Here is a 24730-nt window from a genome sequence, read left to right as displayed (position 1 = left end):
GGCAAGGACCCGCGGCCAGCAGGCCATCGGGAGCCGGAAATTATGTCAGGTCAGTGACTTAGGGGCAAGCCGGGCGATTCACGCCGGCGACGGGGCTGCATCCCCGCCCTGCGTGCTCAGGCCGCGTCGGCCGTGGTGGTGAAGCTCTCGCCGCAACCGCATTCGGCCGCCGCATTGGGATTGTTGAACAGGAAGGTCTCGCCCAGGCCCTGCTTCGCGAAATCGATCTCGGTGCCATCCACCAGCGCCAGGCTGTCGGCGTCCACATAGATCCGCACGCCCTGGAACTCGAACACCGTGTCTCCCTCGCGCTGGTCGCGGGCCAGGTCGGCCACATGGCCCCAGCCGGAACAGCCGGTGCGGGTCACTCCGAAACGCAGGCCCAGCGCACCCGGGGTCTGTTCGACGAAACGCTGTACGCGTTCGAGCGCAACCGGGGTGAGGGTGATGGCCATGCGGTGCTCCTGCGGGACAACTGGGGAGGAATTATAGCGGTGGCCACGCAGCGTGGGCCGCGCGGCTCTTGTAAACTCCGCGTTCCATTAATGTGTCTGTTTACGGAAGGATTCAAGCCATGACGGTGGTGAGCGTCGAACATGCGCTGGCGGGCAAGCTCCCGGCCGGTGGCGAAGTCACGGTGCGCGGCTGGGTGCGCACGCGGCGCGATTCCAAGGCGGGCCTGTCCTTCGTCAACGTCAGCGACGGCTCATGCTTCGCGCCGATCCAGGTGGTGGCGCCCGATTCGTTGTCGAACTACGAATCCGAAATCAAGCACCTGACCACCGGCTGCGCAGTCGTCGCCACCGGCACGCTGGTGCCTTCGCAGGGCCAGGGCCAGAGCTTCGAGATCCAGGCCTCGTCGGTCGAGGTCGTGGGCTGGGTGGAAGACCCCCTGACCTACCCCATGCAGCCCAAGCAGCATTCGCTGGAGTACCTGCGCGAGTTCGCCCACCTGCGCCCGCGCACCAACCTGTTCGGCGCGGTCACCCGCATCCGCAATTCGCTGGCACAGGCCGTGCACCGGTTCTTCCACGAGAACGGCTACTTCTGGATCAGCACGCCGATCATCACCACCTCCGACGCCGAAGGCGCTGGCCAGATGTTCCGCGTCTCCACGCTGGACCTGGTCAACCTGCCGCGCGACAAGGAAGGCGCGGTGGATTTCTCCCGCGACTTCTTCGGCAAGGAAACCTTCCTGACCGTGTCCGGCCAGCTCAACGCCGAGGCGTACGCGCTGGCGATGAGCAAGGTCTACACCTTCGGTCCGACGTTTCGCGCCGAGAACAGCAACACCACACGCCACCTTGCCGAGTTCTGGATGATCGAGCCGGAAGTCGCGTTCAACGACCTGGCCGCCAATGCGCAACTGGCCGAGGACTTCCTGAAGTACCTGTTCCGTGCGGTGCTGAGCGAGCGCGCCGACGACCTGGCCTTCATCGCCGAGCGCGTCGAACCGACCGCGCTGACCCGCCTGGAAGCCTTCGTCAACTCGCCGTTCGAGCGCATCGACTACACCGATGCGATCTCGCTGCTGCAGAAGTCCGGGCAGAAGTTCGAGTTCCCGGTCGAATGGGGCCTGGACCTGCAGACCGAGCACGAGCGCTGGCTGACCGAGCAGCACGTCGGCCGCCCGGTGGTGGTGACCAACTACCCCGAGCACTTCAAGGCGTTCTACATGCGCCTGAACGACGACGGCAAGACGGTCGCCGCGATGGACGTGCTCGCGCCCGGCATCGGCGAGATCATCGGCGGCAGCCAGCGCGAGGAGCGCCTGGACGTGCTGGACATGCGCATGGCGCAGTTCGGGCTGGATCCGGCGCACTATGGCTGGTACCGCGACTTCCGCCGCTACGGCTCGGTGCCGCATGCCGGCTTCGGCCTGGGTTTCGAACGCCTGGTGGTTTACGTATGCGGGCTCAGCAACATCCGCGACGCCATCGCCTACCCGCGCGCGCCGGGCAACGCGGAGTTCTGATCGATGCTGTTGTTCTTCGCTCTCTGCTTCGTCGGCATCGCCATCGCCGGGTTCTGCGCGTTCGTGATCTTCTGGCCGCTGACACTGGTGCACATCCGTGACCGCCATGCCGCGCTGGGCGCGCAATGGGGCGAAGGCGCCTTCCTCAAACCGGCCGCGCTGCGCTGGCTGTTGGGTGGCGGCTATCGCCGGATCACCGACAGCTCACTGTCGGGCCTGGCCACCCCGGCACGGATCTCGCTGTGCGTGATCTTCATCGGGCTGGGCATGGCGGGATTGTTGTGGCTGTGGGCGGAGGCCCTGGGATGAACGATCACCTGAGCGAACACTGGTATCTGGCGTCATTGGGCCGCACGCTGATCTGGGCGCGCCTGCGCGTGCTGGAGGCGGGCACGGCCGAGGTGCTGGACAGCGACGGGCACACCCTGCCCTACGACAGCGAAGACACCGCCCGCGCCGCCTTGTTCGACGCGGAATTCGTCGCCTGGGACGGCCTGGACGAAGACGACGCGCTTGCACGCGGCTTCTCCCTGCACGACATATCGCCCCCGCACGCGGACAGCGACGACATGCTGCGACCGATGATGGTGCAGTCGCTGGGCGCCCGCGCCTGAGGCACGCGCCATGTACTCACCGCGCGCGTTCACCGAAACCGATCTCACCGAACTGGACCGGCTGATCGCCCGTGATGCCTTCATCACGCTGGTCACGGTCGTAGACGGGCTCCCCTTCGCCAGCCATTTGCCGGTGCTTTACGCGCGCGATGGCGAGCGCATCGTCATCGAAGGCCATTGGGCCCGACCGAACCCGCAGGCGCGCCATGCGGGTCCTGCCCTGCTGATCGTGCACGGCCCGCATGCCTATCTGTCGCCGGGCTGGTACGCAGACAAGGAAGAAGCCGCCCGCGTGCCGACCTGGAACTATGCGGTTGCGCACCTGCATGGCGTGCTGGAGACCACCGACGACGCAGCCCGATTGGCCTCGATCGTCGATCGGCTCAGCCAGGTCAACGAAGCCCGGGTAGGCAACGATTGGCGCTTCGAGCACGACCGTGACGACCATGTCCGCCAGCTGCGCGGGATCGTCGGGTTCCGTTTCGCCGTCGAACGGGTCGAACTGAAGTTCAAGCTCAGCCAGAACCATCCTGTCGCCAATGTCGAGGGCGCCACTGCCGCGCTGCAGCGGCTGGGCGGCGAAGACAATCTGGCGGTGGCCGAGCTGATGCGCGAGCGTCTGGCCCGCCGGGCAGAATGATGTGGGAGCGACGCAAGTCGCGACACGATCACGTTAACCTTCAGGATGGTCGGTAGAGCATCGCGACTCACGTCGCTCCCACAAGGCTAAACTCGCTCCACTTCCGCCTTGGATCCTTGCATGGACCTCAACCTCGCCGGCCGGCACGCTTTGGTTTGCGGTGCCTCCGAAGGCATCGGCCGCGCAGCCGCCCATGAGCTTGCCCTGCTGGGCGCGGACGTGACCGTGCTGGCCCGTCGTGCCGAGGTGTTGGCGGACGTCGCCGCTGCGCTGCCGCGCATGGCCGCCGAACAGCACCGCGGCAGTCTCGCCATCGACGTCGCCGATGCCGCGGCATTGCAGGCAAAGGTCGGCGTACTCGTGGCCGCCCGTCCCGTCCACATTCTCATCAACAACACCGGCGGTCCGCCGGGCGGACGCGCCATCGAAGCCGGCGCCAACGACTACCTGGCCGCCTTCCAGCGCCATCTGCTGGCCAACCAGTTGCTCGCGCAGCTGACGGTACCCGGCATGCGTGAAGCCGGCTGGGGGCGCATCGTCAACGTCATCTCCACATCGGTGAAGGAACCCATCGCCAACCTCGGCGTGTCCAACACCATCCGCGGCGCGGTCGCCAGCTGGGCCAAGACGCTGTCGAAGGAACTGGCTCCGGATGGCATCACGGTCAACAACGTGCTGCCCGGCTACACGCGCACGCAGCGACTGGAGCAGATCCTACGTGACCGCATGCAGGCCACCGGCAAGGATGAGGCCGCCATCAGCAGCGCGATGCTGGCCACCGTGCCGGCAGGTCGCTTCGCCGACGCGCGCGAGGTCGCCGCCGCCATCGCCTTCCTCGCCTCGCCTGCCGCGGGCTACATCAACGGCGTCAGCCTGGCCGTGGATGGCGGCCGCATGCAGTCGATCTGACCTGCCGGCACAGGGGGCTTGCCAGCCGGGTTAAGCTAATGGGCATGGACCGCTTCAGCCATTTCATCGCGGGCGAACTGCGCCACTCCGGCGCATGGCGCCCCGTGTTTGAACCCGCCTCGGCCCAGGTCTATGCCGAGGTCGCGGATGGCACCGAAAGCGATGTACTGCATGCGGTCGATGCGGCGGAATCGGCATTTCCCGCGTGGGCGGCGCTGACCACGACGGGGCGTGCGCGCTGGCTGGAAAAGCTCGCCGATGCGCTCGAGGGCCGCCTTGAGGAGTTCGCCCTCGCCGAATCGCGCGATACCGGCAAACCGCTGGCGCTCGCGCGCGATATCGAGATTCCCCGCGCCATTGCCAACCTGCGCTTTTTCGCCCATGCGGCAACCCAGTTCGCCAGCGAGTCGCACCACGGCGAAGCCGGCCTGAACTACACGCTGCGCCAACCCTTGGGCGTGGTGGCCACCATCTCGCCATGGAACCTGCCGCTGTATCTCTTCACCTGGAAGATCGCCCCGGCACTGGCCGCCGGCAACACGGTGGTGGCCAAGCCCTCGGAGATCACCCCTGCCACGGCGTCCATGTTGGGCGCGTTGGCCGCAGAGATCGGCCTTCCGTCCGGTGTGCTGAACATCGTGCACGGGACGGGCCCGGCGGTGGGCGAGCCATTGGTACTGCATCCCGCGATCAGGGCAGTGTCTTTCACCGGCAGCACGGTGGTGGGCCGTCGCATTGCCGGCCTGGCCGGACCGCTGCTGAAAAAGGTCTCGCTGGAACTCGGCGGCAAGAACGCCACGCTGGTGTTCGCGAACAGCGACTGGCGCGCGCACCTCGACACGCTGCTCCGCTCCGCTTTCCAGAATGCCGGGCAGATCTGCCTGTGCGGGTCGAGGCTGCTGGTGCAGCAGGCGATCTACGACGAATTCCGCGATGCCTTGATCGAACGCGCGCGGGGACTGGCGGCGGGGCCGCTGGACGACCCCGACACCCGCCTCGGCGCGATGGTGTCGCAGGCGCACTTCGACAAGGTGCTGGCCTGCATCGCGCGGGCGCGAACCGAAGGCGGGCGTGTCCTGCTTGGAGGGCATGCGCTGGAGCGTTCCGGTTGGTTCATCGCACCCACCGTCATCGACGGGCTGGGCCCCCAGGCGGCCACCAACCGCGAGGAGATCTTCGGCCCGGTCGTGACCCTGCAGCCGTTCGAGGACGAGGCCCATGCGCTGGCGCTGGCCAATGCCGGCGACTACGGCCTGGCGGCCACGCTGTGGACGCGCGACCTGGACCGTGCCCATCGGCTGGCATCGCAACTGCGTGCCGGCATCGTCTGGATCAACACCTGGATGACCCGCGACCTGCGCACGCCCTTCGGCGGCGTGGGCGCTTCCGGTCTCGGCCGCGAAGGCGGCCACGAGGCCATGCGTTTTTTCACCGAACCCAAGAACGTCTGCGTGGCGTTGCGCTGAGGACCACCAAACCCCATGTCCGACCTGACCGAACTCGAGAAACTGCTGCAGAACAACCGCGACTGGGCCGCCCGCATCAAGCAGGAGGATCCCGGCTTCTTCAAGCGCCTGTCGCAGCAGCAATCACCGCGTTACCTCTGGATCGGTTGTTCCGATTCGCGCGTGCCGGCCAACCAGATCCTGGGCCTCGACCCGGGTGAGGTCTTCGTCCACCGCAACATCGCCAACGTGATGTCGCACGGCGACCTCAATGCGCTGTCGGTCGTCCAGTTCGCCGTCGACATCCTGAAGGTCGAGCACATCCTGCTGGTCGGCCACTACGGCTGCGGCGGTGTGCATGCCGCCATGACCGGCCTGCGCGTGGGCCTGGCCGACAATTGGCTGCGCCATGTCGCCGATGTCGCGCTCAAGCACAACGATCTGCTGGAACAGGTGGATACCGAATCCCTGCGCCATGCCCGCCTGTGCGAACTCAACGTGATCGAACAGGTGTTCAACGTGTGCCAGACCACCGTGGTGCAGGATGCCTGGGCTCGCGGCCAGCCACTCGCTATCCACGGCTGGGTCTACAGCCTGTTCGACGGCCGCGTGCGCGAACTGGGCATGGACGTGGCCGCACAGGATGAACTGCAGCCTGCCTACCAGCGCGCACTTGCCGGTGTGCCGGCCAAGGGCAAGCGCGATGAGTGACGTCGTCCACACCGAGGCCGCGCCGAAGCCCGTCGGCCAGTATCCCCACGCGCGGCGCGTGGGTGACCTGCTGTTCCTGTCCGGCATCGGCCCGCGCGACCCGGCCAGCAACGCCATCGTCGGCAACGTGCACGATGCGGCTGGCCATCTCATCAGCTATGACATCGACGCGCAGTGTCGCGCCGTGTTCGCCAACGTGCGGACGGTACTGAAGGCCAGCGGTGCGCGCTGGGAAGACCTGGTGGACGTGACCGTGTATCTCACCGACATGGCGCACGACTTCAAGGCCTACAACCAGGTGTGGGCAGAGTATTTCCCCGACGCTGCAACCGCACCTTGCCGCACCACGCTCGGCATCACCGCGCTGCCGACCCCGATCGCCATCGAACTGAAATGCGTCGCGCACCTGCCGGAGCGCCGCTGAGATGCTGCCGAACCCGCTCAATTTCCAGGCCTGGATCGACGAGCACCGCCACCTGCTCAAGCCGCCGGTGGGCAACAAGGTGGTCTACGACGGCGACTTCATCGTCATGGTGGTCGGTGGGCCGAACGCGCGCACCGACTATCACTGGGATGAAGGTCCGGAATGGTTCTACCAGTTGGAAGGCGAGATGGTGCTGCGCATCCAGGAAGACGGCGCGCCGCGTGACATCCCTATCCGGGCAGGCGAGATCTTCCTGCTGCCGCCACGCGTGCCCCATTCGCCGCAACGCATGCCGGGTTCGGTCGGGCTGGTGATCGAGCGCAAGCGCCTGCCGCACGAGGACGACGGCCTGTTGTGGTTCTGCGAGCGCTGCAACACAAAGGTCTATGAGGAGTATTTCCACCTCAATGACATCGAGCAGGATTTCTTCCGCGTGTTCGAGGCGTTCTACCGCAACGACGACCTGCGCACCTGCAAGGCCTGCGGACACCTGAATTCCCGCCCCAGCCGCTACGAGATGCAGGCCGATTCACAAGCCGACATCACCTGAGCTTGCACTTGCCCAATCCGGGCATTATCGTGCCCGATATGGGCATGAATGACGGTTCCAAACCTCCCAGAGTCAGTGAAGCGGCGGCGCGCTACGCGACGGCCAGCCTGTCGAGCGCGCTGTTCACCACCACCCAGCAGCGCGTGCTGGCCTGCCTGTTCGGCGAGTCCGGGCGCAGCTACGCGGTCAACGAGCTGATCCAGGCCACGGGTGCCGGCAGTGGCGCGGTCCAGCGCGAACTGGCCCGGCTGGCCGGCAGCGGACTGCTGAGCGTCGAGCATGTCGGCAACCAGAAGCGTTATCGCGCCAACCCAGATGCCCCGATCCACGACGAACTGGTCGCCATCGTCCGCAAGACCTTCGGCCTGGCCGAGCCGCTGCGCGCGGCGCTGGCGCCGCTGGCCGGCCGTATCCAGGCCGCCTTCCTGTACGGTTCGGTCGCAAAGGGCAGCGACACCGTCCGCAGCGACATCGACCTGATGCTGATCGCCGACGACGTCGACTACGCCGAAGTGATGCTGGCGCTGCATCCGGTGGCCGAACGGCTTGGTCGACAGATCAATCCCACCGTGTACGCGCGCGACGAACTGCGCAGCCGCCTCGACGCCGGCAACGGCTTCGTCACCCGCGTGCTGCAGCAACCGCGGCAATGGCTGATCGGGAACGACGATGACCTCCCCGCTTGAGAAGCTCGCCACCCACAGCGGCCCGCTCAGCGCAGAGCCTGCGGACAAGAACGAAACCACCGGCCTGCTGCGTTCCGGGCTTGCCCGGCTCGCCGACGCCCACAACGATGCGTTGTCGCTGGAGAGCCGCTTCGACCTGGCCTACAACGCCGCTCATGCGCTGAGCCTGGCGGCGCTGCGCCGCGCCGGCTTCCGCGCACGCCACCGGTACATCGTGTTCCAGGTGCTGCCGCACACCCTGGGGCTCGGCCCCGAGGTATGGCGCGTGCTGGCCAAAGCGCACGACCTGCGCAACCTCGCCGAGTACGAAGGCCACGTGGAGGTGGACCGGCGCCTGGTCAACGACCTGATCGCGGCGTGCGAACGCGTCTCCGACGCGCTGGAGCGATGATGTCGAATGCCTTGCTGGCTTCGCCTCCATCGCGGCACTGCAGCGCGAATCCCCTGCAGGCAGCCCCTACAATCCCACGATGCTGAAAATCGACACCCACGCGCACTTCCTGCCCCGCGACTGGCCCGACCTGGCGGCCAAGTACGGCGACCTGCGCTTCCCGGTGATCCACCACGGCGACGACGGCCGCCACCGCATCTACAAGGACGGCAAGTTCTTCCGCGAGATCTGGCCCAAGACCTGGGACCCGGAAGAACGCATCGCCGATTACGCCCAATTCGGCGTGCAGGTGCAGGTGATCAGCACGGTACCGGTGATGTTCAGCTATTGGGCCAAGCCACACCACGCGCTGGAGCTGCACCAGGCGCTCAACGACCACACCGCCGTCGCCTGTCGCGACTATCCGCGCCACTACGCCGGCATCGGCACGGTGCCGATGCAGTCGCCACGCCTGGCCGTGCAGGAGCTGGAACGCTGCATGGACCAGTTGGGCCTGCAGGGCGTGCAGATCGGCAGCCACGTCAACGACTGGAACCTCGACGCGCCGGAACTGTTCGAGTTCTTCCAGGCCGCCAGCGAGTTGGGCGCCGCGATCCTGGTGCATCCCTGGGACATGATGGGCGCCGCGTCGATGCAGAAGTACTGGCTGCCCTGGCTGGTCGGCATGCCCGCCGAGCAGTCGCGCGCCGCGTGCAGCCTGATCTTCGGTGGCGTGCTGGAGCGCCTGCCGCAGCTGAAGGTCTGCTTCGCCCACGGCGGCGGCAGCTTCCCCTACACCATCGGTCGCATCGAGCACGGCTTCAACATGCGGCCGGACCTGGTGGCCACCGACAACCATCGCAATCCGCGCGAATACCTTGACCGGGTCTATTTCGACTCCTGGGTCGCCGATCCGCGCGCGCTGCGCTACCTGCTGGACACCGTCGGCCACGAGCGCGTGATGCTCGGCACCGACTACCCCTTCCCGCTGGGCGAACAGGAACCCGGCGCCGGCATCGCCGCGCTTGGCCTGGACACGACGCAGCAGGCGCGCCTGTACCACGGCACCGCGCTGGAATGGCTGGGCTTGCCCGCCTCGAGGTTCCTATGAGAGTGCTCCTTGTAGGAGCGACGTCAGTCGCGACCGCACGGCACGATCTTGCCAGGACCTTCAGTATCTCCGTGGGAGACCAGCCCATTCGACGTCATCTCCACCGACACTCCACGGTCGCGACTGACGTCGCTCCTACAACCCAAAGATCATCTCCAAACCACATTCCATGACCGACCCGCTGTCCCGCACCCACATCATCGCCCTCGACGCCGCCGACCCGTTGCGTGCGCTGCGCAACGACTTCCTGATCCCGCGCCACAAGCACAACGACCAGGTCTACTTCTGCGGCAACTCGCTCGGCCTGCAACCGAAGGCCGCGCGCACCTACATCAACGAGGTACTGGACAAGTGGGCCAACGAGGCGGTCGAAGGCCACTTCACCGGCAATGCGCAGTGGATGACGTACCACGAACTGGTACGCGAACCGCTGGCGCGCCTGGTCGGCGCGGAACCGGCGGAAGTGGTGGCGATGAACACCCTGACCGCCAACCTGCACCTGATGATGGTCAGCTTCTACCGCCCCACCGCGGAGCGCCCCGCGATCCTGATGGAGGCCGGCGCATTCCCGTCCGACCGGCATGCAATGGAATCGCAGGTGCGCTTCCACGGATTCGACCCGGAAACCGATCTGATCGAAGTGGAGCCGGACCTGCCCGATGGCACGCTGTCGATGGCGGCGATCGAGCGCGCCATCGCCGAACACGGTCCGCGCCTGGCGCTGGTGCTGTGGCCGGGCATCCAGTACCGCACCGGGCAAGCGTTCGACCTTGCCGGGATCGCGCGGCTTGGCCATGCGCAGGGCGCCGTCGTCGGCGTCGACCTGGCGCACGCGGTCGGCAACCTGCCGTTGCAGCTGCACGACAGCGGTGTCGATTTTGCCGTCTGGTGCCACTACAAATACCTCAACTCCGGACCGGGTGCCGTCGCCGGCTGCTTCGTCCACGCGCGCCACGCGCATACCGACCGTCCGCGCTTCGCCGGCTGGTGGGGCCACGAGAAGGAGACACGCTTCCGCATGGGGCCGGCGTTCGTCCCCACGCCCGGCGCCGAGGGCTGGCAGCTCAGCAACCCACCGATCCTCGGGCTTGCGCCGCTGCGCGCATCGCTGGAACTGTTCGAGAAGGCCGGCGGCATGGACGCTGTCCGGACCAAGTCGCTGAAGATCACCGGGCTGCTGGAAGCGCTGATCCAGGCACGGCTCTCGGACGCACTGCAGATCATCACGCCAGCCGACCCCGCCCAGCGCGGTGCGCAATTGTCATTGCGGGTGATCGGCGGGCGCGAGCGCGGCCGTGAACTGTTCGAATACCTGCTTTCCGTCGGTACCATCGGCGACTGGCGCGAACCGGACGTGATCCGCATCTCGCCCGCCCCGCTCTACAACCGCTACATGGATGTCCACCGCTTCGTCGAGGAAGTCGAGACGTGGCGGGGGTTCTGATCCGGAGAGACGCTCTTGGGCATTGAGCCACAACGACACATCACCCTCATCGGCGCCGGCCTCGCCGGCGCGCTGCTGGCCACCCTGATGGCGCGCGCCGGCTGGCGCGTGGAGGTGTTCGAGAAGCGTGGCGACCCGCGCGTGCAGGGCTATGCCGGGGGACGCTCGATCAACCTGGCCCTGACCGAACGTGGCCGCCATGCGCTGCGGATGGCGGATGCGGACGATGCGGTGATGCGGCAGGCGGTGATGATGCGCGGGCGCATGGTGCATGCCCTCGACGGACGGCTGCAGTTGCAGCGTTACGGGCGCGACGACTCCGAGGTCATCTGGTCGATCCATCGCGGCGACCTGAACATCACGCTGCTGGACCTGGCGGAACGTGCAGGGGCCGTCATCCAGTTCAACCGCCGGTTGGAATCCGTGGATTTCGACGCGCGCATCGCCCGCTTCGTCAACGAGCGGGACGGTGGCGTCCATCCTGTCGGGTTCACCGCCCTGGTCGGTGCCGACGGCGCCGGTTCATCCTTGCGTGGTGCCATGCAGCGCCGGGAGGATCTAGGCGAACGCACCGAGTTCCTGGACCACTCCTACAAGGAGCTGGAAATCCCCCCGGCCGCCGATGGCGGCTTCATCATGGAACCGAATGCCCTGCATATCTGGCCACGCGGCCACTACATGTGCATCGCATTGCCCAACGACGAGCGCACGTTCACGGTGACGCTGTTCCTGCCCAACGAAGGCGATCCCGGCTTCGACAGCGTGCGCAGCGGCGCGGAAGCGAAGGCGCTGTTCCTGCGTGACTTCGCCGATGCGGTGCCGCTGATCCCGCGACTGGAACAGGACTGGGACGCCAACCCCACCGGCCTGCTCGCCACGCTGTATCTCGAACGCTGGCACCTGCGGGGCCAGGCCGTGCTGCTGGGCGACGCCGCCCACGCCATGGTGCCGTTCCATGGTCAGGGGATGAACTGCGCTTTCGAGGATTGCGTCGCCCTCGCCCACCACCTGCAATCCACGCAAGACCTCGCGAAGGCTTTCGCCGCCTTCGAAGCCGAGCGCAAGCCAAACGCGCTCGCCATCCAGGAAATGGCGCTGGAGAACTACGTGGAAATGCGCGACAAGGTGGACGACACCGGCTATCTGTTGCAGCGGGAACTGGAGCTGTCCCTGCAGCAACGCCACCCGGACCGCTTCGTACCGCACTACACGATGGTCAGCTTCATGCGCATCCCGTATGCGGTCGCGCAGCACCGCAGCCACGTGCAGCGCGACCTGCTGGTGCGGCATACCGCCGGACGTGATGCCCTCGACGGGATCGACTGGGCAGCGGTGGACGCCGATGTACTGGCGCGCTTGCCGGTGCTGGAGGAGACGGCCGGGTGAGCGCCAGCTTCCTGTTCTACGATCTGGAGACCTTCGGCGCGGATCCGCGCCGCAGCCGGATCGCGCAGGTCGCGGCCGTGCGCACCACCCCCGCGTTGGAGCTGATGGAGGAGCCGGTCAGCTTCTTCGTACGGCCGGCGGATGACCTGCTGCCCTCGCCCATCGCCACGCTGATCACCGGCATCACGCCGCAACAGGCGCTCCGCGACGGCGTCAACGAAGCCGAAGCCTTCGCCCGCATCGCCGACGAGATGGGGCGGCCGGAAACCTGCACGCTGGGCTACAACAGCCTGCGCTTCGACGATGAGTTCGTGCGCCATGGCCTGTTCCGCAACTTCCATGAGCCCTACGAGCGCGAGTGGCGTGGCGGCAATTCGCGCTGGGACCTGCTGGACGTGATGCGGCTGATGCATGCGCTGCGGCCGGACGGCATCGTGTGGCCGAAGCGGGACGACGGCGCAACGTCGTTCAAGCTGGAGCACCTGGCACTGGCCAACCGCGTCCGCGAGGGCGATGCGCACGAGGCCCTGTCCGATGTCTACGCCACCATCGGGCTGGCACGGCTGATGCGGCAGGCCCAGCCCCGCCTGTGGGACTACGCATTGCAACTGCGCGACAAGCGCTTCGCCGCGCGCCTGCTGGACGTGACGGCCATGCAGCCGGTACTGCATGTCTCGCAGCGCTACCCCGCCAGCCGCCTCTGCGCCGCCCCCGTGCTGCCATTGGCGCGGCATCCGCGCATCGACAATCGCGTGGTGGTATTCGACCTGGAGAGCGACCCGAGCGCGCTGCTGTCCATGGCGCCCGACGAGATCGCCGATCGTCTCTACACGCCGGCCTCCGACCTGCCGGAAGGCGAGCAGCGGATCCCGCTGAAGGAAGTCCATCTGAATCGCGCACCGGCGCTGGTCGCATGGTCGCACCTGCGTCCCGCGGACATGGACCGGCTCGGCATCGATCCCGTGCGCTGCGAGCGCCACGCAGAGGTCCTGCGCGGGGCCGGCCCGGCGCTTGCGGAGAAGGTGCGCCAGGTGTTCGCCGGCGAGCGGGCGTTCACTCCCGGCGACGTGGATGCCTCGCTTTACGATGGCTTCCTGGCGGACGCGGACAAACGCCGTTTCGCCGAGGTGCGGACCACGCCGCCCGCGCTGCTGGGCCAGCGTGATTTCGGCTTCCGCGATGCCCGCCTGCCTGAACTGTTGTTCCGCTATCGCGCACGCAACTGGCCCGATACCTTGTCTGCAGGCGAACACCAGCGCTGGGACGACTACCGGCGCCAGCGCCTGGCGACCGACAGCGGCATGTCCGAATACAGCTTCACCAGCTTCGACGCCGAACTTGCGGGCCTGCGGGCGGCGCACGCCGACGACGCGGAGCGGCTGGCCCTGCTGGACAAGATCCAGCAGTGGCGCGAGGACCTGCAGGCCGGTCTCTAGCACGCGGTCAACATCGAGGGCAGCCTTGTCGGCCTGATGACACTGGCTTGTCTAGAATGGGGGCCATGGCCACCTACTTCTCCGATGCCAGCTTCAAGTTCCTGCGCGGGCTGGCCCGCCACAACGACAAGACCTGGTTCAACAACCACAAGGCGCAGTACGAGGATCATGTCCGGCAGCCGTTCCTGCGCCTGCTGACCGATCTCCAGCCCGATCTCGCCGCGGTAAGCCTGCACTTCCGGTCGGATCCGAAGACCGTGGGCGGGTCGCTGTTCCGCATCTACCGAGACGCGCGTTTCTCCAACGACAAGTCACCGTACAAGTCATGGCAGGGCGCGCGCCTGTTCCACGAGCGCCACAAACAGGTGCCCGCACCCTCGTTCTACGTGCACCTGCAGCCTGGCGAGTGTTTCGTCGGTGCCGGACTCTGGCATCCCGAGCCGGACACGCAGCGGCGGGTACGGCAGTTCATCCTCGACAACCCGGGCAGTTGGAAGAAAGCGGCGCACGACGCGCCCTTCCGGCGACGCTTCGAGTTCGAAGAGAGCGAGAAGCTGGTGCGTCCGCCGCGGGGGTTTCCCGCCGATTTCGAGTTCATCGAAGACCTGAAGCACCGCAATTTCGTATTCTGGCGCTCGCTGGACGATGCCACGATGACCGGGCCGCGCCTGCGGCAGACGCTGGCCGGCGATCTGAAGACACTCGGACCCTTCGTCGATTACCTGTGCGCTGCATTGGATCTGGAATTCTGACCGGGAGGATGCAGCGATGACGGGTTCGCGGGTGAAGATGGGGCTCATCGGCGGCGTGCTGCTGGCCGCGCTGCTGGGGCTGGCGACCTACGTGATCGCCGGGCCTTACCTGGCCATCCACGGCATCCGCACTGCACTCGCCGAACAGGACACGGCCAAGCTGCAAAAGCACGTGGACTTCCCTGCCGTGCGGGTCAACCTGCGCGCACAGGTCGAGGACTACCTTGCACGCAAGGCGGGGCCGGACGTGTCTTCCAACCTGTTTGGCGCGGCCGCCCTGTCCATCGCCAATCAGGTACTCGGGCGCGGTGTCGACACGCTGGTGACGCCGATGGGCATTGCCGCCCTCCTGCAAGGCCGGGCAACGTGGAAGCGCGCGGTCGGCGAAACCGTGGGTGGCGATACCTATGCACCTCCGGTGCCGGCCGAACCGCTGAAGGACGCCGAGCATCGCTACGAATCGCTGTCGCGCTTCACCGCCACGGTGCATGACGAAAACGGCAGCCCTGTCGTGTTCGTGCTCACCCGACAGGGCCTGCGTTGGCGGCTGACCGATATCCGGCTGCCGCTTTGACGAAGATGGCGGGCCAGGGCCCGCCCTACGGGTTGGCGACGCCGTGGGGCACGTGGCCTGCGGCGACGTGGTGACGGGCACTGTCGATGTTGTGCTGGGAATCATCGAAGAAGATGTCGGCCCCGAAGGCCTCCAGGAACGGCCCCTTGTGCCGCCCCCCCAGGAACAGCGCCTCGTCCAGGCGTACGCCCCACTCGCGCAACGTGCGGATCACGCGCTCGTGCGCGGGCGCGGAACGCGCGGTGACCAGGGCGGTGCGGATCGGGGAACGCTCGTCGGCCGGGAATGCCTGCTGCAACTGGTGCAAGGCCGACAGGAAGTTGCGGAACGGGCCGCCTGACAGCGGTTCGCGTGCGCGCTGCTGTTCGTGCCGGCCGAATGCCTCCACACCCTGCTCGCGCGAGATGCGCTCGCTTTCGTCGCCGAAGATGACCGCGTCGCCATCGAACGCAATGCGCAGCTGGTGCTCGTGGCGCTGCTGCGGTGCGCCTGCCGGCAGGATGGTCGCCGCCGCGATGCCGTGCTCAAGTGAGCGGCGTACCGATTCCGGGTTGGCCGACAGGAACAGGTCGGTGCCGAACGGCTTGACGTACGGCCAGGTAGGCTCGCCGGCCGTGAACGTGGCGCGCACGATCCCCAGGCCGTAGTGCTGGATGGAGTTGAAGATGCGCAGGCCGGTATCGGCCGAGTTGCGCGAGATCAGGATCACCTCGACACGCGGCGCTTCCGGAGGCGCACCCACGTTGAGCGCCAGCAGCTTGCGCACGACGGGATAGGCGATGCCGGGCGCCAGCACGTCGTCTTCGTGCGTGCGCTGATAATCGGAATAGGCCTGCACGCCCTCCCGCTCATACAGGGCGTGGCTTTCTTCCAGATCGAAAAGCGCGCGCGAGGTGACGGCGACGGTCAGCAGGCGGGGGGTATTGTCGGCCATGCGCACAGTATCGGCGATCTGTGGCGCACCACGCGAGACGCTGCGCCCCTATCCTCCCGGCGCAGCGGCAATACGTACCTGTGCCGGCGGCCCCCGGCGGTTATCGGGCGTCACGGCGCGCACTTCGACGAGCAGATCGATCGGCGACTGTTCCGAAGGCGGTCCATCGCGCCACAGGAACACGAACTCGCTGCGGCGACCCTCGACGCGCCCCGCCACCGGCTCGCGGGGAAAGATGGCGAGGGCGTCCTCGCCGAGCACCCGGAACTCGAACCCGAGTTCACGCAGCTTGTAGTCCGTGCCGCGGGGCCATTCCACGCCCAACGTCAGCAGACCGCTGGCATCGCACGACGCGCGGCCGTCCACGCCGCGCGTCAGGCTGACCACCTCCAGCAAGGGCGGCTTCAGGGTACCGTCTTCGACCAGCGCCGACGATGCACCACCGGCCGAGAACGCGGTGGTTCCGGTGGACAGATTGCAGGCCGCCGCATCGGTCGCGGCAAGAACGGCGCACAGCGCCAATGCGCATTTCAACTGCATCGTGACCCCTCCCCGGGTGGATGCGAACCGAATCGCTACGGGGCGCTGGATACCATGCAAGGGATGACCCGGCAAGCCGCAATGCGGCGAAACCACGATGTCCGCCGGGACAATCCTCAGGTCATGAACTGCTCGCTGAGGATGCGTTCCTCGAGGTTGTGCTCGCGGTCGAACAGCAGCGTGACCGTGCGGTCACGCGACTCGCGGATGGTCACTTCCACCACGTCCCGCACCTCGTGCGAATCGGCAGTGGCGCTGACCGGGCGCTTGTACGGGTCGAGCACGCGGAACCGGATTTCCGTATCGGCCTTGAGGATGGCGCCACGCCAGCGGCGCGGACGGAACGGGGCGATCGGCGTCAGCGCAATGGTGTGCGAACCCAGGGGCAGGATCGGCCCGTGCGCGGAGAAGTTGTACGCGGTGCTGCCTGCTGGCGTCGCGGTCAGCACGCCATCGCAGATCAGCTCGTCCAGGCGGGTTTCGCCATTGAGGTCGATCTGGATATGCGCCGCCTGCCGTGTCTGGCGCAGCAGCGACACTTCGTTGTAGGCCAGCGATGAGGTGGACGTGCCGGATTCAGTCAATGCCTGCATTTCCAGCGGTCGCAACTTGGCCGGTTCCGCCGCGGCAATCCGCTCGAACAGGCCATCCGGGCGATAGTGGTTCATCAGGAAGCCCACGGTGCCCAGCTTCATGCCGAATACAGGCTTGCCGAGCGCCCCATGCCGATGCAGCGTCTGCAGCATGAAACCATCGCCGCCCAGCGCGCACAGCACGTCCGCCTGGTCGGGTACATGCGCGCCGTGCTCGCGCTGCAGCGTCGCCAGCGCCTCCTGTGCCTCAGGCGTGGGACTGGCGAGGAAGGCGATGCGGGGTGTGGACATCCGTGGCTCCGTCGTGGGGCCTGCACAGCGTACATAAAAAAGGCGGCCCGAAGGCCGCCTTGTCGACTCACCTGGGCAATGCTCAGCCCTGCGAGGCCAGCTGCCCCAAACGCTGCACCGCGACCGAGGCGGTGGGATAGTCCAGCGTCTTCTGCGCGGCCAGCTCGTTGAGCATGTTCAGCGTGAAGCGCAGCCCGGCATCGTCGCGGCCCAGCCAGGCCTTGACCTTGGCGTCGGCGTTGGCGCCCGGCAGCGACAGCAGCTGGTTGGTCAACGTGCGCTGGTGCGCTGCCAACTCATCACGCAGCACACCACGCGCGACGGCATGCCAGCGGCCATCCACCTTCAGCGCTTCGATCTGGTCCTGCAGCCACGGCAGGTGCAGCGCCTCGCCCAAGCGGTAGTGCGCCTTCGACACCTCGACCGGCTTGAGCTTGCGCGCCCGGGCGAGTTCGATGATGTCGCAGGAGGGCTCCAGGTACGGCAGCGCCGCGATCTGGCCGGCCAGCGCAGGCGGCAGACCCTTGTCCTTCCATTCCTGCAGGCTGGCGTTGTACGCCGGACGCAGCGAGTCCGGCAGCACGCCGTCGGCCGCCCGGATCTCGTTGAAGCCATCGTGGTAACGCTCCACGGCCGTGGCGATGGCCGGGATCGGGCCTTGTCGGGTCAGCAGCCAGCGGGTGAAGTTGCGCTGCACCTGCCAGATGACCTGCAACGCGTCGATCTGCACCGATTCCGGCACCTTGCCATCCAGCGCGTCGATCTGGTTCCACAGCGCCCGTGCGTCCAGCGTTTCGCGGGTGATGGTGAAGGCCTTGGCGACTTCCGCCGGCGAGCGGCCGGTGTCTTCCTGCATGCGCAGCAGGAAGGTGGCGCCCATCCGGTTGATGGTGGTGTTGGTGACCGCGGTGGCGATGATTTCGCGCTTCAGGCGGTGCTTCTCCATCTCCGAGGCGTACTTCTTCTGCAGCGGCTGCGGGAAGTAGCGCTGCAGCTCCTTGGACAGGTACGGGTCCTCGGGGATGTCGGATTCCAGCAATTGCTGGAACGCGACCAGCTTGGAGTACGACAGCAATACCGACAGCTCCGGACGGGTCAGGCCCTGTCCGCGTGCCTTGCGCTCGGCAAGCTCCGCGTCGGACGGGAGGAACTCGATCTGCCGGTCCAGCAGGCCCTGCGATTCCAGGGTCTGGATGAAGTGCTGCTTGGAGCCCAGGCGCGAGACGCTCATCCGCTCCATCAGGCTGATGGCCTGGTTCTGGCGGTAGTTGTCCCACAGCACCAGCTCGGCCACTTCGCCCGTCATGTCGGCCAGCAGCTTGTTGCGGGCGTCCATCGACAGTTTCTTGGCCTGCACCACACCGTTGAGCAGGATCTTGATGTTCACCTCGTGGTCCGAGGTATCCACGCCGGCGGAATTGTCGATGAAGTCGGTGTTGAGCAGCACGCCATGCTGCGCCGCCTCGATGCGGCCAAGCTGGGTCAGGCCCAGGTTGCCGCCCTCGCCCACCACCTTGCAGCGCAGGTCGCGGCCGTCGACGCGCAGGCCGTTGTTGGCGCGGTCGCCGACGTCGGCATGCGTTTCGCTCGCAGCCTTGACGTAGGTGCCGATGCCGCCGTTCCACAGCAGGTCGACCGGCGACTTCAGGATCGCGCTCATCAGCTCGTTCGGCGTCATCGACTTCACGCCGTCGGCGATGCCGAGCGCGGTTCGCACTTCCGGGGTGATGTCGATGGACTTCGCGCTGCGCGGATGGATGCCGCCGCCCTTCGAAATCAGCCTGGCGTCGTAGTCGGCCCAGCTGGAGCGCGGCACCTTGAACATGCGGTCGCGTTCCTTGAACGACTTCGCCGCATCCGGGTTCGGGTCCAGGAAGATGTGGCGGTGGTCGAAGGCGGCCAGCAGGCGGATGTGTTCCGACAGCAGCATGCCGTTGCCGAACACGTCGCCCGACATGTCGCCGATGCCGACGCAGGTGAAGTCTTCGGTCTGGCTGTCGCGGTTCATCGCGCGGAAATGGCGCTTGACCGACTCCCATGCGCCGCGCGCGGTGATGCCCATGCCCTTGTGGTCGTAGCCCACCGAACCGCCGGACGCGAACGCATCGCCCATCCAGAAGCCGTGCGCGATGGCCAGGCCGTTAGCGATATCGGAGAACGTGGCCGTGCCCTTGTCGGCCGCGACGACGAGGTACGGATCGTCCTGGTCGTGACGCATCACGTCCACCGGCGGCACGATCCTGTTGCCGACGATGTTGTCGGTGATGTCCAGCAGGCCCTGGATGAACAGTTTGTAGCAGGCAATGCCTTCGGCCAGCACGGCATCGCGGTCGCCGCCCACCGGCGGGCGCTTGACGAAGAAGCCGCCCTTCGCGCCGACCGGCACGATGACGGTGTTCTTCACCATCTGCGCCTTCACCAGGCCCAGCACTTCGGTGCGGAAGTCTTCGCGGCGGTCGGACCAGCGCAGGCCACCACGCGCCACCGGACCGAAGCGCAGGTGCACGCCTTCCACGCGCGGGCCGTACACGAAGATCTCGCGGTACGGACGCGGCTTGGGCAGGTCCGGCACTTTCGCCGAATCGAACTTGAAGCTGATCGTGTGGGCCGGCTGGCCGTCCTTGCCGCGCTGGTAGAAGCTGGTGCGCAGCGTGGCTTCGATCGCACCCATGAAACCGCGCAGGATCCGGTCGTCGTCCAGGCTGGAGACGCGGTCCATCAACTTGAGCAGCGCGCGGTGTGCCGTGTCGACCTGCTGCTCCCGCTTGCCTCCGCGCGCTTCGACCAGCGTGGCCAGGGTCTTCGTCGCGGCTTCGTCGTTCCCGGCCAGCGCCTTGAGTTCGGCGGCGAAACGGTCCTGGCCCTCCTTGATCTGCGCCTTGCTCTCGCTACCGGTGGCGGGATCGAAACGCGCCTCGAACAGTTCCACCAACAAGCGCGCGAGCAACGGATACCGGTTGAGCGTTTCTTCGACATAGCTCTGCGAGAACGGCACGCCGGTCTGCAGCAGGTACTTGCAGTAGCCGCGCAGCAGCGCGACCTGGCGCCACGCCAGGCCGGCGCCCAGTACCAGCTTGTTGAACCCGTCGTTCTCGGCATCGCCATGCCATACGCGGGCGAAGGCGTCTTCGAACGCTGGGGCAAGGCGCGCGATGTCGAACTCGCCGCCCACCGGCTCGACCTCGAACTCCTGGATGTAGTGCGCGCCGCGCGCGGTCTCCAGGCGGAACGGATGCTCCGAGATCACGCGCAGGCCCATGTTCTCCATCAACGGCAGCGCATCGGACAAGGGAATGTCCGACTCCTGGCGATACAGGTTCAGGCGCAGGCGGCCCTGGCCGGGACGCTTGCGGCGCGATTCGTGCAGGCTCAGGCGCAGGTCATCCGCACCGGACAGCGAGGCGAGGTGTTCGACATCGCGCGCGGCGCCTTCCGGCGATACCACTTCGATGTAACCTGCGGGCAGCGCACGGCCGTAACCGCCCGCCAGCAGCAGGCCCTTCGACTCGCCGTGACGGCTGATCAGCGTCTCGCGCAGATCGTCCTGCCAGTTGCGCAGCAGGTGCGCGATGTCGGCCTCGAGCGCGGAGGTGTCCACCTCGACCTGTTCGCCGGCCTTGGGACGGATGGTGATGTGCAACTGCGCCAGCGGGGATTCGCCCAACAGCACGCTGCTGTCGACGTACTCGCCACGCATGGCGTCCTTCAGCAGCGACTCGATGCGCAGGCGCACGTCGGTGTTGAAACGCTCGCGCGGGATGTAGACCAGTGCCGAATAGAAGCGGCCATAGCGGTCGCGGCGCAGGAACAGCTTGCTGCGCACGCGCTCCTGCAGGCCGAGGATGCCCATCGAGGTGCGGAACAGTTCTTCGTCGCTGGACTGGAACAGTTCCTCGCGCGGCAGCGTCTCCAGGATGTGGCGCAGCGCCTTGCCGCTGTGGCCGCTGGGCGACAGGCCGGACTTCTGCATGACGTACTCGTGGCGTTCGCGCACCAGCGGGATTTCCCACGGACGGCGGTTGTAGGCACTGGAGGTGTACAGGCCGATGAAGCGCTGCTCGGCGATAGGGTTTCCCTTCGCGTCGAACTCGAGCACCCCGATGTAGTCCATGTTGCCCGGGCGGTGCACGGTGGAACGGCGGTTGGTCTTGGTGAGGATCAGCGCATCCACCGAGCCGCCCTGCGGCAGGTAGTGCGCGGCCAGCGTCTTGATGTTGCGCGGCGGCGTGGTGTCGCCCTCGCGCAGCAGGCCAAGGCCGCTGTCCTCGACAGCGCCGAGGATGCCGGTGGACTTCTCCACGCGGTACTCGCGGTAGCCGAAGAAGGTGAAGTGGTCGGCGGCGGCCCAGCGCAGGAATTCCTGCGCCTCGCGACGCCCGTCGTCGTCCACCGGCATGCGGCGGGTGGCCATGTCGTCGGCCAGCGACAACATCTTCTCGCGCATGGCACTCCAGTCGCGGACGATCGCCCGGACTTCCTCCAGCACAGCGCGGATGCGCTTCTCGATGGCCGCCATTTCGTCGGGTGGCAGGCGATCGATCTCCAGCAACATCAGGGACTCGGGCTTGCCCTCGCCCACGGCCTGCACCTTGCCCGCCTTGTCGCGCGCAAAGCGCACCAGCGGATGACCCAGCACGTGTACGCCCACGCCCATCTCGGCCAGCGCCATGCTGACGGAGTCCACCAGGAACGGCATGTCGTCGTTGATGATCTGCAGCACGGTGTGCGGCGATTCCCAGCCGTGCGATTTCTGGCTGGCATTGAATATCCGCACGTTCGCGGTGCCGGGCTTGCGGTTGCGCGCGAACGCCAGCGTGTCAGCGGCGATCGCAGCCCACCCGTCCGCGCTGTGGTGCGGATACTCGTCCTCCTCCATGCGCTTGTAGAACGCCTCCGCGAAGGTCTGCGTTTCGGCCTGTGCCGACGCGCCCGACACCCGCTTGCGGATCGCTGCCAGGATCGGCGCAAGCGAGAATGCGCCTGCCACCGTCTTCACCTTGCCCTTTTCCCCCGCGGCCTTCGCCGCCTGCACCGGTCGGGCCGCCACCTTCTTGGTGGGGGTCGCCTTCGGGGTCACCGACTTGGTGGCCTTGGAGGCTGCCGGTTTCGGCTTCTGTTTCGAGGCTTTTTTCGGGCTGCGTGCAGCGTTCATGCAGAGAGTGGCTCAACAATTGGTAGTCGAATGGTCATTGTATCCCCCGGCGCCATGACAAAACTTGCTGCGAGGCGTCATAAGCAACGCTTGCAATCGCATCGGCGATTGACTAGCCACGCGTGCTTCTCCGCCCGACCTGCTCGCGCGTCACCGGCATGAAATTGCACCGTGCGGCAGCGCATGGAAGAAACGAGGCGTCGTCACGCGACCTTTACCGGCCGGCGGTCTCTTTGTGCACGGAAATGGCCCGATTTCAAGGCTGTCATATTTCTAAACTGGACGGTATAGTCCAGTCCGCATGCAGCCCGCCACTCCCACCATCGCGCTCGATCAGCGTCGCAGCCGTGTCCATCAGGCTGTGCGCGAGCTCATGGCCGAGCAGGGCTTCCGGATCAGCATGGACGCCGTGGCCGCACGCGCGGGCTGCTCGAAGCAGACGCTGTACGCGCATTTCGGCAGCAAGCAGGAACTGCTGCGCAGCGTGATCGCCGAGCACCAGGAACTCGCCACGGCCCGCCTCTCGCCCACGGACGAGGACCCGCGCCAGGCGTTGCTGGCCTTCGCCGAAGAGCACCTGCGGCACCTGTGCGATCCTTCCGTTGTCGCCACGCGCCGGCTGTTGATGGCAGAAGCGCACCAATTTCCGCAGGAAGCGCAGGCGCTCTACCGCGACGCCTGCGATACTCTCGTGCAGCGCCTTGCCGCCTGGCTGCAGCACGCGATGGACCAGGGCAGGCTGAGGCATGACGACCCGCACTACGCCGCGGAGTTGCTGCTCAGCATGATGACGGGACTCGATTTCGACAGGCAGCATTTCGGCGTACCGCATCGCGCCAGCGCGAAGGCGCGCGGCCGCTGGGCCGGATTCGCGGTCGATGCCTTCCTGCGTGGCTTCGCCCCCATGACGCCAGACCCTGAGACTCCCACGCCTGCCGTGCCCGGCCGGCGCCTGCGATCCCTGCACTCCCCTTCCCCGACATCAAGAAATAGAAACGGAGCTTCCCCATGACCTCCCCCATCCGTTACCTGGTACTGGTCAGCGCCCTGTTGGCGGCCCTGGCTGCCTGCAGCAAGCCCGAACAGCAGCAGATGCCCCCGCCCGAAGTGGTGGTGATGAGTGCGACGCCCAAGGACGTGCCGCTGGAGCGCGAACTGGTGGGGCGCCTGTCGCCCTTCCGCAGCTCCGACGTCCGCGCCCGCGTGGCCGGCGTGGTGCAGAAGCGCGTATACCAGGAAGGCAGTGACGTGAAGGAAGGCCAGACCCTCTTCCTGATCGATCCCGCCCCGCTGCAGGCCTCGCTGAGCGCCGCGCAGGCCAATCTCGCGTCGGCGCAAGCCACCTACGCGAATGCGAAGACGTCGGCCGATCGCGCGCGCCAGCTGGCGCCGCAGAAGTTCGTCTCCCGGTCCGACCTGGACAACGCGGAAGCGGCCGAACGCAGCGCCGCCGCTGCCGTGCAGCAGGCCCGTGCCAACGTGCAGACCGCGCGCATCAACCTGGGCTATGCCAGCGTCACGGCGCCGATCTCCGGCCGCGCGGGCAAGCAGCAGGTCACCGAGGGCGCCCTGGTCGGCCAGGGCGATGCCACGCTGCTGACCACCATCGACCAGATCGATCCGCTGTATGCGAACTTCTCGATGAGCTCGAGCGAGCTGCAGACGCTGCGCCAGGCGCAGGGCGCAGGCCAGGTGCAACTGGCGGCCGAAGGGCAGCGCACCGTGCAGGTCCTCCTGCCGAACGGTCAGGCCATCGACCAGACCGGTACGCTTGATTTCTCCGACACGGTCGTCGATCCGGCCACGGGCAGCGTCTCGCTGCGCGCCACCGTCCCCAACCCGGACCGCGCACTCCTGCCGGGCACGTTCGTGACGCTGCGTGCCACGCTGGGCGAACAGAAGGGCGCCTTCCTGATCCCGCAGAGCGCGATCCAGCGCGACACCGTCAGCGCTTACGCGATGATCGTCGGAAAGGATGGCAACGTCGTGCGCAAGAACGTGACCACCCAGCAGGCCGTGGGCAACGACTGGCTCATCACCGACGGCCTGGCCGCCGGCGACCAGGTGATCGTCGAGGGACTGCAGAAGGTCAAGGAAGGCGCGCCCGCCAAGGGCATCACCGCCGAGCAGGCCGCAGCCGCCAAGGCTGCGCAGGCCAAGGCCGCCCCGGCGCAAGGCAAGGCCGAGTAAGAA

General features: G+C 67.0%; 23 protein-coding genes and 1 pseudogene. 19 read left to right on the top strand and 5 right to left on the bottom strand.

Annotated features, from left to right (window positions below):
• Positions 1-116 precede the first annotated feature (116 nt).
• Positions 117-455: a HesB/IscA family protein gene (locus tag OY559_RS09170; protein WP_277729753.1), complete on the bottom strand. Its 339-nt coding sequence runs from the start codon at positions 453-455 to the stop codon at positions 117-119.
• 119 nt (positions 456-574) lie between these two features.
• Between OY559_RS09170 and asnS the strand changes: the two genes are divergently transcribed.
• The 17 genes from asnS (at position 575) to OY559_RS09085 (ending at position 15027) form a co-directional block, all read left to right on the top strand.
• On the top strand, positions 575-1975 hold the full coding sequence (asnS, locus tag OY559_RS09165; RefSeq protein WP_277729752.1) for an asparagine--tRNA ligase: 1401 nt from the start codon (positions 575-577) through the stop codon (positions 1973-1975).
• A gap of 3 nt (positions 1976-1978) precedes the next feature.
• The gene (locus OY559_RS09160; protein ID WP_277729751.1) at positions 1979-2284 is read left to right on the top strand and encodes a hypothetical protein; all 306 of its coding nucleotides are present in this window, start codon (positions 1979-1981) and stop codon (positions 2282-2284) included.
• The gene (locus OY559_RS09155) at positions 2281-2589 is read left to right on the top strand and encodes a hypothetical protein (RefSeq protein WP_277729750.1); all 309 of its coding nucleotides are present in this window, start codon (positions 2281-2283) and stop codon (positions 2587-2589) included. Before OY559_RS09160 ends, OY559_RS09155 begins: the two co-directional genes overlap by 4 nt.
• A 10-nt stretch (positions 2590-2599) precedes the next feature.
• Complete coding sequence (locus tag OY559_RS09150) at positions 2600-3229, top strand: FMN-binding negative transcriptional regulator (protein ID WP_277729749.1); 630 nt, start codon at positions 2600-2602, stop codon at positions 3227-3229.
• Between the two features lie 120 nt (positions 3230-3349).
• Positions 3350-4138, top strand: coding sequence for an SDR family oxidoreductase (locus OY559_RS09145; protein WP_277729748.1), 789 nt, complete (start codon positions 3350-3352; stop codon positions 4136-4138).
• A gap of 44 nt (positions 4139-4182) precedes the next feature.
• A complete protein-coding gene (locus tag OY559_RS09140; RefSeq protein WP_277729747.1) occupies positions 4183-5604 on the top strand; it encodes an aldehyde dehydrogenase in 1422 nt (473 codons plus the stop codon).
• A gap of 24 nt (positions 5605-5628) precedes the next feature.
• Positions 5629-6294: a carbonate dehydratase gene (gene can / locus OY559_RS09135; protein WP_277729963.1), complete on the top strand. Its 666-nt coding sequence runs from the start codon at positions 5629-5631 to the stop codon at positions 6292-6294.
• Positions 6287-6718: a RidA family protein gene (locus OY559_RS09130; protein WP_277729746.1), complete on the top strand. Its 432-nt coding sequence runs from the start codon at positions 6287-6289 to the stop codon at positions 6716-6718. Before can ends, OY559_RS09130 begins: the two co-directional genes overlap by 8 nt.
• A 1-nt stretch (position 6719) precedes the next feature.
• Positions 6720-7268 carry a 3-hydroxyanthranilate 3,4-dioxygenase gene (locus tag OY559_RS09125; RefSeq protein ID WP_277729745.1) on the top strand — a complete coding sequence of 183 codons (549 nt, stop codon included), beginning with the start codon at positions 6720-6722 and terminating at the stop codon, positions 7266-7268.
• 44 nt (positions 7269-7312) lie between these two features.
• A complete protein-coding gene (locus tag OY559_RS09120) occupies positions 7313-7954 on the top strand; it encodes a nucleotidyltransferase domain-containing protein (protein WP_277729744.1) in 642 nt (213 codons plus the stop codon).
• Complete coding sequence (locus OY559_RS09115) at positions 7938-8345, top strand: hypothetical protein (protein WP_277729743.1); 408 nt, start codon at positions 7938-7940, stop codon at positions 8343-8345. The genes OY559_RS09120 and OY559_RS09115 overlap by 17 nt, the downstream gene beginning before the upstream one ends.
• Before the next feature lie 79 nt (positions 8346-8424).
• Positions 8425-9435, top strand: a complete 1011-nt coding sequence (locus OY559_RS09110; protein ID WP_277729742.1) for an amidohydrolase family protein — start codon at positions 8425-8427, stop codon at positions 9433-9435.
• A gap of 169 nt (positions 9436-9604) precedes the next feature.
• On the top strand, positions 9605-10879 hold the full coding sequence (gene kynU / locus OY559_RS09105; protein WP_277729741.1) for a kynureninase: 1275 nt from the start codon (positions 9605-9607) through the stop codon (positions 10877-10879).
• Between the two features lie 15 nt (positions 10880-10894).
• Positions 10895-12265 carry an FAD-dependent oxidoreductase gene (locus OY559_RS09100; protein WP_277729740.1) on the top strand — a complete coding sequence of 457 codons (1371 nt, stop codon included), beginning with the start codon at positions 10895-10897 and terminating at the stop codon, positions 12263-12265.
• Positions 12262-13701 (top strand): exodeoxyribonuclease I, encoded by a 1440-nt coding sequence (sbcB, locus tag OY559_RS09095; protein WP_277729739.1) that lies wholly within the window; start codon positions 12262-12264, stop codon positions 13699-13701. The genes OY559_RS09100 and sbcB overlap by 4 nt, the downstream gene beginning before the upstream one ends.
• A gap of 65 nt (positions 13702-13766) precedes the next feature.
• Positions 13767-14453 carry a DUF2461 domain-containing protein gene (locus OY559_RS09090; RefSeq protein WP_277729738.1) on the top strand — a complete coding sequence of 229 codons (687 nt, stop codon included), beginning with the start codon at positions 13767-13769 and terminating at the stop codon, positions 14451-14453.
• Positions 14454-14490: 37 nt separating this feature from the next.
• Positions 14491-15027, top strand: coding sequence for a DUF2939 domain-containing protein (locus tag OY559_RS09085; RefSeq protein WP_277729962.1), 537 nt, complete (start codon positions 14491-14493; stop codon positions 15025-15027).
• A 25-nt stretch (positions 15028-15052) separates the two neighbouring features.
• On the opposite strand, the gene OY559_RS09080 is transcribed toward OY559_RS09085, so the two are convergent.
• The 4 genes and pseudogenes from OY559_RS09080 to OY559_RS09065 all read right to left on the bottom strand — a co-directional run.
• On the bottom strand, positions 15053-15961 hold the full coding sequence (locus OY559_RS09080; protein ID WP_277729737.1) for a 5'-nucleotidase: 909 nt from the start codon (positions 15959-15961) through the stop codon (positions 15053-15055).
• A 48-nt stretch (positions 15962-16009) separates the two neighbouring features.
• Positions 16010-16501, bottom strand: a complete 492-nt coding sequence (locus OY559_RS09075) for a hypothetical protein (protein WP_277729736.1) — start codon at positions 16499-16501, stop codon at positions 16010-16012.
• 116 nt (positions 16502-16617) lie between these two features.
• Positions 16618-17385: an NAD kinase gene (locus OY559_RS09070; protein WP_277729735.1), complete on the bottom strand. Its 768-nt coding sequence runs from the start codon at positions 17383-17385 to the stop codon at positions 16618-16620.
• A gap of 82 nt (positions 17386-17467) precedes the next feature.
• Positions 17468-22363 (bottom strand): annotated as a pseudogene (locus OY559_RS09065) (NAD-glutamate dehydrogenase domain-containing protein); the annotation flags it as partial.
• A 475-nt stretch (positions 22364-22838) separates the two neighbouring features.
• On the opposite strand from OY559_RS09065, the gene OY559_RS09060 reads away from it, so the two are divergent.
• On the top strand, positions 22839-23549 hold the full coding sequence (locus OY559_RS09060) for a TetR/AcrR family transcriptional regulator (protein ID WP_277729733.1): 711 nt from the start codon (positions 22839-22841) through the stop codon (positions 23547-23549).
• Positions 23546-24727 carry an efflux RND transporter periplasmic adaptor subunit gene (locus OY559_RS09055; RefSeq protein ID WP_277729732.1) on the top strand — a complete coding sequence of 394 codons (1182 nt, stop codon included), beginning with the start codon at positions 23546-23548 and terminating at the stop codon, positions 24725-24727. The genes OY559_RS09060 and OY559_RS09055 overlap by 4 nt, the downstream gene beginning before the upstream one ends.
• Positions 24728-24730: the final 3 nt, after the last annotated feature.

Origin of the sequence: Pseudoxanthomonas sp. SE1, assembly GCF_029542205.1 — a bacterium.
Lineage (GTDB): Bacteria > Pseudomonadota > Gammaproteobacteria > Xanthomonadales > Xanthomonadaceae > Pseudoxanthomonas_A.
This window is presented reverse-complemented; position numbering and strand designations above follow the sequence as displayed.

Bases quoted from the DNA above. Each gene is read 5' to 3' on its own strand.
- OY559_RS09170 (WP_277729753.1), bottom strand. From the start codon at position 455: ATGGCCATCACCCTCACCCCGGTTGCGCTCGAACGCGTACAGCGTTTC.
- asnS (WP_277729752.1), top strand. From the start codon at position 575: ATGACGGTGGTGAGCGTCGAACATGCGCTGGCGGGCAAGCTCCCGGCC.
- OY559_RS09160 (WP_277729751.1), top strand. From the start codon at position 1,979: ATGCTGTTGTTCTTCGCTCTCTGCTTCGTCGGCATCGCCATCGCCGGG.
- OY559_RS09155 (WP_277729750.1), top strand. From the start codon at position 2,281: ATGAACGATCACCTGAGCGAACACTGGTATCTGGCGTCATTGGGCCGC.
- OY559_RS09150 (WP_277729749.1), top strand. From the start codon at position 2,600: ATGTACTCACCGCGCGCGTTCACCGAAACCGATCTCACCGAACTGGAC.
- OY559_RS09145 (WP_277729748.1), top strand. From the start codon at position 3,350: ATGGACCTCAACCTCGCCGGCCGGCACGCTTTGGTTTGCGGTGCCTCC.
- OY559_RS09140 (WP_277729747.1), top strand. From the start codon at position 4,183: ATGGACCGCTTCAGCCATTTCATCGCGGGCGAACTGCGCCACTCCGGC.
- OY559_RS09130 (WP_277729746.1), top strand. From the start codon at position 6,287: ATGAGTGACGTCGTCCACACCGAGGCCGCGCCGAAGCCCGTCGGCCAG.
- OY559_RS09125 (WP_277729745.1), top strand. From the start codon at position 6,720: ATGCTGCCGAACCCGCTCAATTTCCAGGCCTGGATCGACGAGCACCGC.
- OY559_RS09120 (WP_277729744.1), top strand. From the start codon at position 7,313: ATGAATGACGGTTCCAAACCTCCCAGAGTCAGTGAAGCGGCGGCGCGC.
- OY559_RS09115 (WP_277729743.1), top strand. From the start codon at position 7,938: ATGACCTCCCCGCTTGAGAAGCTCGCCACCCACAGCGGCCCGCTCAGC.
- OY559_RS09110 (WP_277729742.1), top strand. From the start codon at position 8,425: ATGCTGAAAATCGACACCCACGCGCACTTCCTGCCCCGCGACTGGCCC.
- kynU (WP_277729741.1), top strand. From the start codon at position 9,605: ATGACCGACCCGCTGTCCCGCACCCACATCATCGCCCTCGACGCCGCC.
- OY559_RS09090 (WP_277729738.1), top strand. From the start codon at position 13,767: ATGGCCACCTACTTCTCCGATGCCAGCTTCAAGTTCCTGCGCGGGCTG.
- OY559_RS09085 (WP_277729962.1), top strand. From the start codon at position 14,491: ATGGGGCTCATCGGCGGCGTGCTGCTGGCCGCGCTGCTGGGGCTGGCG.
- OY559_RS09080 (WP_277729737.1), bottom strand. From the start codon at position 15,961: ATGGCCGACAATACCCCCCGCCTGCTGACCGTCGCCGTCACCTCGCGC.
- OY559_RS09075 (WP_277729736.1), bottom strand. From the start codon at position 16,501: ATGCAGTTGAAATGCGCATTGGCGCTGTGCGCCGTTCTTGCCGCGACC.
- OY559_RS09070 (WP_277729735.1), bottom strand. From the start codon at position 17,385: ATGTCCACACCCCGCATCGCCTTCCTCGCCAGTCCCACGCCTGAGGCA.
- OY559_RS09060 (WP_277729733.1), top strand. From the start codon at position 22,839: ATGCAGCCCGCCACTCCCACCATCGCGCTCGATCAGCGTCGCAGCCGT.
- OY559_RS09055 (WP_277729732.1), top strand. From the start codon at position 23,546: ATGACCTCCCCCATCCGTTACCTGGTACTGGTCAGCGCCCTGTTGGCG.